General features: G+C 38.2%; 10 protein-coding genes. 5 read left to right on the plus strand and 5 right to left on the minus strand.

Annotated elements, in window-relative coordinates:
• Positions 1-212 precede the first annotated feature (212 nt).
• Positions 213-2,147, minus strand: a complete 1,935-nt coding sequence (locus OSH00_RS18910) for an ATP-binding cassette domain-containing protein (RefSeq protein ID WP_196075967.1) — start codon at positions 2,145-2,147, stop codon at positions 213-215.
• A 424-nt stretch (positions 2,148-2,571) separates the two neighbouring features.
• Here OSH00_RS18910 and OSH00_RS18915 point away from each other — a divergent pair, with 424 nt between their 5' ends.
• Complete coding sequence (locus tag OSH00_RS18915) at positions 2,572-3,576, plus strand: putative solute-binding protein (RefSeq protein ID WP_420909554.1); 1,005 nt, start codon at positions 2,572-2,574, stop codon at positions 3,574-3,576.
• Positions 3,577-3,649: 73 nt separating this feature from the next.
• Here OSH00_RS18915 and tyrS read toward each other — a convergent pair whose 3' ends face one another.
• Positions 3,650-4,864 carry a tyrosine--tRNA ligase gene (gene tyrS, locus OSH00_RS18920; protein WP_266131711.1) on the minus strand — a complete coding sequence of 405 codons (1,215 nt, stop codon included), beginning with the start codon at positions 4,862-4,864 and terminating at the stop codon, positions 3,650-3,652.
• An 82-nt stretch (positions 4,865-4,946) separates the two neighbouring features.
• Between tyrS and OSH00_RS18925 the strand changes: the two genes are divergently transcribed.
• Positions 4,947-6,074: an anhydro-N-acetylmuramic acid kinase gene (locus OSH00_RS18925; RefSeq protein ID WP_196075970.1), complete on the plus strand. Its 1,128-nt coding sequence runs from the start codon at positions 4,947-4,949 to the stop codon at positions 6,072-6,074.
• Between the two features lie 246 nt (positions 6,075-6,320).
• Positions 6,321-7,163, plus strand: a complete 843-nt coding sequence (locus OSH00_RS18930) for an alpha/beta fold hydrolase (RefSeq protein ID WP_196075971.1) — start codon at positions 6,321-6,323, stop codon at positions 7,161-7,163.
• A gap of 74 nt (positions 7,164-7,237) precedes the next feature.
• Here OSH00_RS18930 and erpA read toward each other — a convergent pair whose 3' ends face one another.
• The 3 genes from erpA to OSH00_RS18945 form a co-directional block, all read right to left on the minus strand.
• Positions 7,238-7,573: an iron-sulfur cluster insertion protein ErpA gene (gene erpA, locus OSH00_RS18935; protein ID WP_196075972.1), complete on the minus strand. Its 336-nt coding sequence runs from the start codon at positions 7,571-7,573 to the stop codon at positions 7,238-7,240.
• Positions 7,574-7,702: 129 nt separating this feature from the next.
• Positions 7,703-8,707, minus strand: coding sequence for a putative solute-binding protein (locus tag OSH00_RS18940; RefSeq protein WP_266131712.1), 1,005 nt, complete (start codon positions 8,705-8,707; stop codon positions 7,703-7,705).
• 334 nt (positions 8,708-9,041) lie between these two features.
• On the minus strand, positions 9,042-9,473 hold the full coding sequence (locus OSH00_RS18945; protein ID WP_266131713.1) for a hypothetical protein: 432 nt from the start codon (positions 9,471-9,473) through the stop codon (positions 9,042-9,044).
• Positions 9,474-9,675: 202 nt separating this feature from the next.
• Here OSH00_RS18945 and OSH00_RS18950 point away from each other — a divergent pair, with 202 nt between their 5' ends.
• Together OSH00_RS18950 and OSH00_RS18955 are read left to right on the plus strand one after the other, a co-directional pair.
• Positions 9,676-10,743, plus strand: coding sequence for an alpha/beta hydrolase (locus OSH00_RS18950; RefSeq protein ID WP_266131714.1), 1,068 nt, complete (start codon positions 9,676-9,678; stop codon positions 10,741-10,743).
• A gap of 278 nt (positions 10,744-11,021) precedes the next feature.
• Positions 11,022-11,588 carry a peptidylprolyl isomerase gene (locus OSH00_RS18955; protein WP_196075976.1) on the plus strand — a complete coding sequence of 189 codons (567 nt, stop codon included), beginning with the start codon at positions 11,022-11,024 and terminating at the stop codon, positions 11,586-11,588.
• The last annotated feature ends 250 nt before the right edge of the window (positions 11,589-11,838 follow it).

Here is an 11,838-nt window from a genome sequence, read left to right on the forward strand (position 1 = left end):
AAAAAGGGTTTTGTACGTTGAAAATCCAAATAGAATAGTGAAGGGAAATAAAAATTGGTGATCGTTGGTGTCGGTTGAGTAAATCATGAGAGATTTTGTCAAATGCTTATCACACTGTTAAAATATTTTTTATTTTAAGTTTTTGATTTATTTATTTTTTTATGAATAAAGCTAGAGCTGAGTCATCGCATCTCTAGCTGATTCAAAAAAGGCTATTCGAAAGAGCTTTCCAATGTTTCAAGCTCCATCATGAGCTCTAACATTTGTTCTTCAGCTTGTTCTAGCTTTGTTTTGAGTTCGGTTTGTTCATTCATTAACTTAAGCAAATCATCCTTACGATTTGCTTCATAAAGTGCTGAATCTGCCAAAGCTTCCTCAATTTCAACAAGTCTAGGCTGAATTTTTCCGATTTGGCTTTCAATTTTTTCTATATTTTTACGAATCGGGCGGCTCAGTTCACGTTGGCGTGCTGCTTCTTTACGTTGAGCTTCTTTATCAAGTTTGGAGATGCTGGTTTTTACAACAACTTGAGATTGAATAGGCGCACTTGGTTTTTGCCCATTTTTCATCATGTCGATACGTGCTTGACGTAACCATGCTGCATAATCTTGTAAATCACCATCAAATTCTTTACTTTGACCGGCATGAACTAAAATGAGTTCATCACATACAGAAGCGATCAATTGACGTTCATGTGAAACCAGTACCACAGCACCTTCAAAATCTTGTAGCGCCATAGTTAAAGCATGACGCATATCTAAATCTAAATGGTTGGTTGGTTCATCAAGGATAAGCACATTGGGACGTAACCAAACAATAAGTGCTAAAGCCAGACGGGCACGTTCACCTCCTGAAAAACTTTCACTTGGGGTGTCCATGCGTTCCCCGCTGAATCCAAAGCTACCTAAAAATGAACGTAGCGTCGCTTCGCTTATTTTTGGGTCTGCGATTCGTGCAAGTTGTAACATTGGACTTGCGTTACCGTCTAAAGCATCCATTTGATGCTGTGCAAAATATCCAATATTCAATAATTCAGAGTCTTTACGAACCCCTTGAAGGAGCGCTAAATCTCCGACTAGAGATTTAATCAAAGTCGATTTGCCGGCACCATTCATACCCAGTAAACCGATACGGCTGGTTGGCGTGATCTGTAAATTTACATTGGTTACAATCAATTTATCGCCATAACCAATATCTGCATGTTCCAATGTAAGTAAAGGTGAACTCATTTTGCTTGGTTCACGGAAACTAAACGTAAATGGATTGTCGACATGGGCAGGGGCAAGTTCCTGCATTCGTTCCAATTGTTTAATACGACTTTGTGCTTGTCGTGCTTTGGTCGCTTTAGCTTTAAAGCGGTCAATAAATTTTTGCAGATGTGCTTTGGCTTCTTGTTGTTTTTCAAAAGCCTGTTGCTGCTGTGCTAATCGTTCAGCACGCGTGGTTTCAAAGGTAGAATAATTACCTGTATATAATGTCAGGATCTGATTTTCAATATGTAGAATATGATCCGTAATGGCATCTAAGAAATCTCGGTCATGCGAAATTAAAACCAGTGTACCTTCATATGCTTTTAACCAATCTTCCAACCAAAGAATTGCATCTAAATCTAGATGGTTGGTCGGTTCATCGAGTAACAGTAAATCTGAACGACTCATCAATGTACGCGCCAGATTTAAGCGCATACGCCACCCACCTGAAAAGCTAGACACTAAAAGTTCGGATTGATGTTCAAAAAATCCTAATCCAGCCATGAGTTGTGATGCTTTAGAGGGAGCCGTATAGCCATGAATTTCGTCGAATCGGCTGTATAGATGTGCCAGCTCATCATTACTTAGATTTTCTGGATGATTTAATTGATCTTGAATTTGCCAATATTCTTCATCGCCAGACAACACAAAATCAATCGCTTTCATATCTAAGGCTTTGATTTCTTGTGCCATATGAGCAACAGTCCAAATATTTGGTCGAGTCAAACTACCACTGTCGGATTCAATACCACCGAGTAATGCAGAGAATAGGGTGGACTTACCTGCACCATTGACACCTGTTAAACCAATTTTCCAACCAGGATGGAGTTGCATAGACGCTTTTTGAAATAAAATGCGTCCACCGCGACGAATTGAAAGTTGATCTAACTGAATCATAAGAAACTGACTGTTGCATATTGGATGCGATATATTAAAGGATAAATCGCAGAGTTCAAAAAATGTATTGAACAAAACCGATAACAAATTTGTTTTAAGGTTACAAATAGCAAAAAAAGTGGAGTGAATCTGAGGCATAAATCTTTGCGATGCTTTATTTGCAACAGTGAAATTTTTATTTTTTAGTAAATTTTAATAATTTTAAACATTATATATTTGATATTGATAATTGAATTTTAAATGATTTTATTTTGAAAACAACACTAACCGCGACTTTCCGATCAAAAAATGATAAAAATGATGAGTTTTTGTGTAGTATGTATCACATTATTATTTATTAAGTGTGTATTGAAGCAATTTATTATGGATTGAATTGCTTACATAAATTTCAATTTGTCTGTAAATGAATATGGAAGTTTAGATGATGAATAAGGCTAAATATTTACTTCTTATTGTTTCTATTTTTCTGTCAACTTGGACACAAGCCAAGCAAAATGTTTGTGTCTTTGATTTACTGGGGAAGGCGGGTGAGTCTTATAAATTGATGGAAGAATGGGCTTTGGCATCAAAAGCATGGGGGGCAGACGTCAATTTAACGGTATATCAGTCAGAAGAAATGGTAGATAAAAATTTTAAGACCAATAAATGTGATGCTGCTGCAATGACCACAATGCGCTCGCGTGAGTATAATAAATTTGGGGGTTCAATTGACGCTTTAGGTGGTGTACCAAATAATGCGATTGCACAAAAAGCCATCACTTTCGCCTTGGATAAGCGAAATGCAAAAAGATTGATCTCTGAAAAAAATGGCGTTAAATATGAACTGGCTGCTATTACACCTATTGGAATAGCCTATATTTTTGTCAGGGATCGTTCTATGAATACCTTGGAAAAAGGCAAAGGCAAAAAGTTTGCTTATCTGCATTATGACGTTGCACAAAAAATAGCAGTTGAACGTGTAGGATCAATTGGTGTGCCCTCAGATATTTTTAATTTTGTTAAAAAATTTAATGATGGTGAGGTAGACGCAATTGCTTCACCTGCCTATGCTTATAAACCTTTAGAAATTTATAAAGGTTTAGGTACAAATGGAGCGATGTTTACGTACCCTGTAGTCAATGTCACGGCGGATTTAATTATCAAGCCAGATCAGTTTCCAGATGGGTTCGGTATCAAGTCACGAGAATGGTCTGTTAAACAATTGACCAGTTCCTTTAAAAAAATAGAAAAGATGGAAGCTGAAATTCCTGCAAAATATAAATTAAATGTAACCAAGGATGATGCACTGCGTTATCAAAAATTGTTGAGAGATGGGCGTATTGAACTCACCAAGAGGGGAATCTATGATCCAATAATGATGTCTGTCCTGAAAAGGGCACGTTGTACCGTTGACCGTACCAATTTTGAATGTTCTCTTGCCGGAGAATAGTATTTGATGATTGTGACAAAAAAGCCATCAATATTGATGGCTTTTCTTTTATAGCAATTTTAACAGTGATTACTCAGTCAGTGAAAGTCACTTTGGCAATGGCTTTCTTGCTGGCTTGAATCACGAGCGTAACATTTTCTTTTACCGTAAAGCTGGCATCGACAACTTGCCAATCAACCTTAACGGCTCCACGTGAAACAGCATCTTTAGATTGTGCCGAGTTTTTAGTTAAACCAGCAGCACGCAAGATAGAAACAATCGAAATTTCTCCATTGTATTCTCCACGTGAAATTGTCACTTCAGGCGTACCTTCTGGCAATTCACCTTCAGTGATTAAGTTGCCCGCACCTTTGTGTGCGTGTTCAGCAGCTTCAGCACCGTGGAATCTTTCAACCAGCTCAAGTGCAAGAATTTTCTTGATCTCCTGAGGGTTACGTCCTTCAGCCATTTCTTTGAGAAGAACTTCAATGTCATCCATAGACTTAAAGCTAAGCAATTCAAAATAGCGTTCAATCAAGCTGTCAGGCATAGAGAGCACTTTTTGGTACATTGCGCCAGGAGCATCAAATACGCCAATATAATTGCCTAATGATTTAGACATCTTATTGACACCATCTAAACCTTCAAGAATAGGAACAGTGATACATACTTGAGCTTCTTGATCATAGCGCCCTTGCAGTGTACGCCCCATCAGCAGGTTAAATGTTTGGTCTGTTCCACCAAGTTCTACATCGGCTTCAAGCGCGATTGAATCATAACCTTGAACCAATGGATACAAGAACTCATGAATCGCGATAGGTTGATGACTGTTATAACGTTTTGTAAAATCATCACGTTCTAACATACGTGCCACAGTCTGTTGCGAAGCCAATTGAATGAGATCAGCAGCAGTTTTTGTTGCAAACCATTCAGAGTTAAAACGAACTTTGGTTTTATTTGGATCAAGAATCTTAAATACTTGTTCTTGATACGTTTTTGCATTTTCAAGAACTTGGTCACGTGAAAGTGGAGGACGAGTTGCACTTTTACCTGTTGGATCACCAATCATGGCGGTATAGTCGCCAATCAAGAATGTGACATCATGTCCAAGATCTTGAAATACTTTTAATTTATTAATTAAAACCGTATGACCCAAATGTAAATCTGGTGCAGTTGGATCAAATCCTGCTTTAATTTTTAAAGGACGATTTTCTTTCAGTTTCTTCAGAAGATCTTCTTCAGAAATAATTTCGTGAGTGCCTCGGCGAATGAGGGCAAGTTGTTCTTCAGCCGGCAGGAAATTTGACATTACAAAAACCCAAATACTTCAGTTAGACTATTTGTGCGATATACTAACATTTTTTCAGCATAATGCAGGCGAAGAATATCTCATGACAACAATCTATATTGGCGTAATGACTGGAACCAGCATGGACGGCGTCGATTTTGTTGCAGCTTCATTTGATCCTTTACATGTTCATGCCACACTAACTGTCTCTTTTGATCCTGATTTAAGAGATGAATTGATGGCATTGACCTTACCCAACGATAATGAAATCGACCGAATGGGTAAGGCAGATGTGGCGCTTGCAACTATGATTGGAAATGGTATTAACCAGCTGATACAAGAAAATAACCTTGATCGAAGCCAAATCAAAGCAATTGGCTCACATGGGCAGACGATTCGACATCGTCCAGAGCATGGCTTTACCTTACAAATTGGTGATCCCAATATCATCACTGAAATTACTCAAATACCTGTAATTTCAGATTTTAGACGTCGAGATATGGCAGCAGGTGGGCAAGGTGCACCATTGGTTCCTGCATTTCATCAGGCATTGTTCCAACATGAGAGCATTCATCGAGTGATTCTGAATTTGGGCGGGATTGCCAATGTCAGTATGCTGCCTGCGGGCGACCAACAAGGGGTTTATGGTTTTGATACGGGCCCTGCCAATATCTTGATGGATGCATGGTGCCATCGTTATACAGGGCAGCCTTATGATGAAAATGGTAATTGGGCAGCCTATGGTCAGCCGATCCGTTCTCTATTAGATCGTTTACAGTCACATGAGTATTTTTCTAAAGAACCCCCTAAAAGTACGGGGCGTGAAGACTTCAATCTGGAGTGGCTGGATGAACAAATCTCAGATTGGCGTAATGGTTTAGAATATGATGAATTAGAAGATACCCCTGAAAATGTCCAAGCGACATTAATGAAACTGACCACGCGTGCAATTAAAAAAGCCATTTATCGTTCACCTTTAGATACTGGTGAGGTTTATGTTTGCGGTGGCGGTGCCTATAATTCGCATTTGTTAGAACAACTTCGCTGGCGTCTGCGTAAACACAATTGGTCTGTGCAATCGACCTCTGCCTTGGGTTTAGCCCCAACATGGGTGGAAGCAACAGCTTTTGCTTGGTTAGCAATGCGGTTTGATCAGCAGTTGAGCGGAAATTTACCTGCAGTGACGGGTGCAAAAGATTATCGTATCTTGGGAACGATTACTGCTGTTTGAGGTTTATCATCAGTAAGGTGAGCGCTTCGCCTTACTGATATGAGATTCAGAGCAAAAAATTCTGTTCTATGTCAATGTTTTCAAAAATTAACTGTAAGTTTAAGCATCATTTATCTGTAGATGATCGTAAAAAAGAATTTCTGTCGAACAATGATCGACCTGTTTAGCGTGAAGAATGTCCTTTACTGCTGTTAAAAAATCATGCCCAAACTTTCAAGATCAGTAAAAATAAAATTTGAGATGCCCATGAGTTTAGCAATAGGAAAACAACGTATTGAATCTTTTCAAAGAGTAGGTTTAACCTTTGATGTGATTGATTCAGGTCCTTTAGACGGACAGATTTTTGTTTTATTACATGGTTTTCCTGAAACCAATAAAAGTTGGGCCGAAACTGCTGCAATTTTAAATCAGCAAGGCTATCGAACTTTTGCCATCAATCAACGTGGATACAGTCTTGGCGCACAGCCAGAAAATCGTCGAGATTATCGAAGTTCCGCGTTGGTAGAAGACGTAAATGCTTTATTGGAAATCATCCAACAACCTGTATATCTGGTCGGACATGACTGGGGTGCTGTGGTGGCTTGGGAGGTTGCACAGCACTATCCTGAAAAAATTAAACATCTTATTACGGTTTCTGTTCCACATAAAGCAGCATTTATGCGGGCGATGCTGAGCAGTAATCAACTCTTAAAATCCTATTATATTGGATTATTCCAACTGCCCAAAATTCCAGAATTATTGTTTGAAAAGATCCCTAAATTAGGATTGGGGCTGTTAAAAGATTCAGGAATGACTGCAAAACAGCTTGAAGATTTTCAACAAGACATGGTGGCTGAACAGCGTTTAAGTTATGCATTAAATTGGTATCGAGGACTTCCATTTAGTTCAAATCGTAATCTTACTCAACCTATTCGTGTTCCAACTTTATTTATTTGGGGCAAACATGACTCGGCAGTAAGTGCAAAAAGTGTCGAATTGAATCATCGTTATATTGCTGCACCTTATAAAGAAATCATTATGGATGCAACCCATTGGATTCCCGTTCAAAATGCCAAAGCATTAAGTCAGTATATTTTAGAAACTATTTAACGTTGATATCGTTCAAAATCAAACTGCCCTCTAAAAAGAGGGCAGTTTGATTCAATATTGAAGAGCTTCTTCGACTAGATTGAAAAGGATGAACCACAACCACATGTTGTTGTTGCATTCGGATTATCAACAATAAAGCGCGAGCCCTCTAAACCTTCAACATAGTCTACTTTAGAGCCAACAAGATATTGGTAACTCAACGAGTCAACCAACATTTTTACATCGCCGTTGATAAATTCTGCATCATCTTCATTCATACTTTCAGCAAAATTGAATCCATAAGAAAAACCAGAACAGCCGCCACCCGTTACATAAACACGTAACATCAAATCTTGATTACCTTCGCTATCACGAAGTTGGCGAACTTTATTTGCAGCATTGTCGGTCAGCTCAAGTGCTTGGGCGGTCATGATATTGTTCCTCATATTTCGAATGGCTTAAACAAAAAGACCATATATTCAGTATAACATACTCAATATATGGTCAGTGAGTGAACTTTAAAGTAAATTCAGACTAAATTTATCGGATTTAATTTGGAATTATTTATAGTTCTCATCTTGAAGTGCACATTCAAAGTTTTTAGGGTCATTTTTACAACGGAACTGCCAAAGAATTTTCATCATCTGCTTGTTGTAAACACCTTGCTTGGTTAGGCTGATACGCGACTCACGCATTAACTTTTGATACCCGGGTTTATCGCCTTCAGGAACCTGCATCCAGTATTTAGCAGGAATATCTGCCTTCATCTTACCAATAATGCTGTTGGCACGAGGAAGCTGGGTTTTAATCCAATCACGAGACTTTTGACCATAACCTGCCGGGAATTTATCAGGGCGAATAATAATATTTCCAGTCACCTGTAAAAGCGGATAATTGACAATGGCACCTTTACTGCCTAAACCTTTATGTAACTCCAATGGCTTAAATACAGCAGCTGGTGCACCGATAATATCTACTTGACCATTGTTAAACTTACTACCAAAATTGGTGACATCAGCACTAACAGCTTGAGCACCAATTTGTTGAACCATGATTTTTTGGGCTTGGTCGTAGTCAAGAACTGCGATTTTTTTACCGGCAGCTTTGGCAACAGTATTGATATTACGGTCATTGACCATCAGGAAAGCATCACCAACCGGAATCACTCCGACCACTTCGTATTTTCCGTTGGTCATGTATTTGGCAAAGTTTGGATTGGCTAAGCCTTGCATGATCTTTACAGCGAGATTGAGGTTGGGAATCGCCCCAATCGCATCCAAAGAACCTGTAAAGTTGTTGAATTGACGACCGCGCATTCCTGTAATACTGACAGCATCACACTTACCCGCTTTAAAATCCTCAGCAATGACAGCTTCATTCGAATTTACTTTTAATTCAAGATCAGCACCCCAGTTTTTCGCTGCAAGTTGATAATCTTTCATTAAGGTAAAAACGTCACCGTTTTTACCAACCAAGTCAAAAACGCACATGACTTGTTTGGCTTGGGTTGTAGACGCGGCAGCCAAAAGACCTGTAGCAACAATGAGGGCATGAGACCATTTCATTATTTTTTTCCTTTCCATGATCAATATTATTCATGTCCAATCAATATGGACTTTTTACATCAAGAATTTAATTATGGAGATGATTGATGACGCAATCAAATATTCCACTCAAATCATTCATATCCATGGTTATAGTTTGGATTTAATCATCCTGTGATGTCATATAAATCATTGCCTGAAATGAATGAAATCACAATGACTTAAATGACAAATTTTTTGAATAGAGGGAATCGCAGCATGAACCTATAAATGGCGTTGTAAAACCATGCTTTGTATTTTTTGATTTTTAAATCATTTGCTAAAATGACGCTGAAACCCATCAGGGATGAGCCTCTTAATCTCGATCAAACTCACGACCTCGACGATCATTACGTTTTTTATCGCGTTGATTTTGGCGGTCACGCTGTTGCCATTGTTTTGAATCAGCTCTGTTGTCCCAACGACGTTCATGATTAGATTTATTGTTCCAGTCTTGTCGGCGTTGTTCCCATTGCTGTTTTCTGATTTGATCACGTTTGGCTTGTTCATATTGCCAACGTTGTCGATCATGTTGAGCTTGGCGCCGTTCTTGTTCCAAGCGCATTTGCTGTATACGATAAGCACGCTCACGTTCCCAACGTTGACGGTCATATCTTGAATCATAGCCATAATCACGATAGATCGGCTGTCCATAACCACGTGCATCATAACCTTCATCAGGAAAAGCAACGCAACCCACTGCAAGAATAGATGTCATGAGTGAAACAAACAATGCTTTGATAGCCATAAGTTGTCTCCGTGTAATAAGCAAAATAGCAAAAAAAAACTGAGATATAGCAAAATAGTCAATGACAAGTCATTTAAGTCAGATTAGCGTATTTAAAATTTATATTTGTATATCGATGACAAGACTTATATAAGATTATAGTCAGTCAATTCCTGATCATGTAGAAAATATGAAGAATTTGGACATTTAAGGAAGAAACATAATGGTTGCTTTTCAACGTAATATTCATGATTTAGTCGAAAAGGGGCAAGGTTCAGCAGGACGTGCTGTAGATCGTTTGCCAACATTTGCTCAAGAGTCTTTAAGTAAGTTATTAGGATATCCTTATCAATTTCCTCAATTGGACAGTTTTACTAAATGTTTAATGGCTGTTCAACTCAAGCAAGGTAAAGTAGGCTTTATTGGTGAAAATGTAGAACGTTCTAGAAAGCAGTTTGAATCACAAATGCAATCTATTATCAATAAACCTACCCATGTCCAGTTTGTAGAAGATATTCGTTTGCCCTTACAAAGTGGTAGTGTTTATGCCCGCCACTATCATCCAGCACCCAATAAAAAATTACCAATGCTTGTTTTCTATCATGGGGGTGGTTTTGTTGTGGGGAGTGTTGATACACATGATGAAGTGTGTCGATTAATCGCAGCACATGCAAAAGTTCAAGTATTGAGTATTGAATATCCACTTGCTCCAGAAGTTGGACCCCGCGAACTGATCCAGTCATGTGAAGATGCTTTGGCTTGGGTCTATCAAAATCGCCGTCAATTTAAAATTCTAAAAAATCGTATTGCGGTGGGAGGAGACAGTGCTGGAGGCAATATTAGTGCAGTCGTGGCACAACGGACAGTAAATTCAGTCTATGCCCCCCAAGCTCAATTTTTAATTTATCCTGCAGTTGATTTTAAGAGTCGACATCCGTCTTTCTTTGCATATAAAGATGGCTTGGTTTTAACAGGATCTGATATTGACTATGTGACGGACTATTATGTCACACGTTTTAATGTAGCCTTGGATGATCCAATCATTTCACCAACCAATGGTCCTCTCAAGAAACTTGCACCAGCCTTTGTGGTCACAGCAGGGCATGATGTATTACATGATGAAGGTAAAATTTATGCCTACAAACTTAGACAAAATGGTGTCAAAGTCCATTATCATGATTATGAAGATCAAACTCACGGTTTTATTAACCTAACCCCAGTATCAAGAAAAGCAAAAAAATACGTCGTTGAAATGAGTAAAGAGTTTCGTAAATTTTGGGATAAACAATAAGGTCGATTATATATTTATGACCACTAACGATTGTTTCACGTGAAACCATTGTTGGTGGTTAAAAAATAACCAAAATGGAAAGGTGAAGAAAATTACGTATCAATGGTTAAGCTTAGGTATATAAAAATAGTGAGTTCATTTAAATAATTCAATTTTCAGTTTTCTCAGCACTGATAAATGTAGAGTAATAGTAAATGTGCTGTAATGTTATTTTTCAATCCTATAAAAGCACACTAATATAAGCGCAAATGAATCAAAACAGTTTAAGGGAAAAGCCAATGATGAAAAAAATCGGTATGGGCGTTGCTTTGAGTGTTCTCATGCAACCCGTATTTGCCAACACAGATATGCAAATCAAAACCAACTTAGGCAACATCAATATAGAACTATATGATGATCAAGCCCCCGTTTCCGTCAAAAATTTTAAGAACTATGTGAATAGTCAATTTTACAATGGCACCATTTTCCATCGAGTTATTCCTGGTTTCATGATTCAAGGTGGTGGTTTTGATAGCAGCATGAAAGAGAAGGCAACTCAACCGCCAATTCAAAATGAATCGAGTAATGGCTTAAAGAACCTTCGAGGTACTTTGGCGATGGCAAGAACCAATGCGCCGAATTCAGCAACCAGTCAATTCTTTATTAATGTGGCAAATAACGATTTCTTGAATAGATCTGCCGGCAATCCTGGTTATGCTGTATTTGGTAAAGTCACTCAGGGACTCGATATTGTCGATAAAATAGTGCAAACCCCAACAACAACAGTAGGGATGTATCAAGATGTCCCTAAACAAGCTGTAAAAATCATCAGTATTCAAACCATAAAAAGCAATGTCAAAAAATAGTTAAAAAATAAAGCAGAAATATTATGTTCATATTTCTGCTTTAATATTAAAAGCTTACGCTATAATAAGCCTAAAAATGAACCAAAATAGTGCATAAAAATACAACACTCAATAAAACAATCAGTTAAAAGCACTTGCGTGTGTAAGAAATTGCCCTATAATGAGCTCATCCCGACGCGATACAGCAAACGAACTTAGCTTAGAGGGTTAAGTTGTTAGGTGTTTATTGCGTTATATTTATCACTGACGA

The sequence above is a fragment of the Acinetobacter nematophilus genome (genome assembly GCF_026344175.1).
Lineage (GTDB): Bacteria > Pseudomonadota > Gammaproteobacteria > Pseudomonadales > Moraxellaceae > Acinetobacter > Acinetobacter nematophilus.

What these genes read in the sequence shown, in the direction of transcription:
- tyrS (WP_266131711.1), bottom strand. Translation starts at nt 4,864, where the DNA reads ATGTCAAATTTCCTGCCGGCTGAAGAACAACTTGCCCTCATTCGCCGA.
- erpA (WP_196075972.1), bottom strand. Translation starts at nt 7,573, where the DNA reads ATGACCGCCCAAGCACTTGAGCTGACCGACAATGCTGCAAATAAAGTT.
- OSH00_RS18910 (WP_196075967.1), bottom strand. Translation starts at nt 2,147, where the DNA reads ATGATTCAGTTAGATCAACTTTCAATTCGTCGCGGTGGACGCATTTTA.
- OSH00_RS18955 (WP_196075976.1), top strand. Translation starts at nt 11,022, where the DNA reads ATGATGAAAAAAATCGGTATGGGCGTTGCTTTGAGTGTTCTCATGCAA.
- OSH00_RS18945 (WP_266131713.1), bottom strand. Translation starts at nt 9,473, where the DNA reads ATGGCTATCAAAGCATTGTTTGTTTCACTCATGACATCTATTCTTGCA.
- OSH00_RS18925 (WP_196075970.1), top strand. Translation starts at nt 4,947, where the DNA reads ATGACAACAATCTATATTGGCGTAATGACTGGAACCAGCATGGACGGC.
- OSH00_RS18950 (WP_266131714.1), top strand. Translation starts at nt 9,676, where the DNA reads ATGGTTGCTTTTCAACGTAATATTCATGATTTAGTCGAAAAGGGGCAA.
- OSH00_RS18940 (WP_266131712.1), bottom strand. Translation starts at nt 8,707, where the DNA reads ATGAAATGGTCTCATGCCCTCATTGTTGCTACAGGTCTTTTGGCTGCC.
- OSH00_RS18915 (WP_420909554.1), top strand. Translation starts at nt 2,572, where the DNA reads ATGAATAAGGCTAAATATTTACTTCTTATTGTTTCTATTTTTCTGTCA.
- OSH00_RS18930 (WP_196075971.1), top strand. Translation starts at nt 6,321, where the DNA reads ATGAGTTTAGCAATAGGAAAACAACGTATTGAATCTTTTCAAAGAGTA.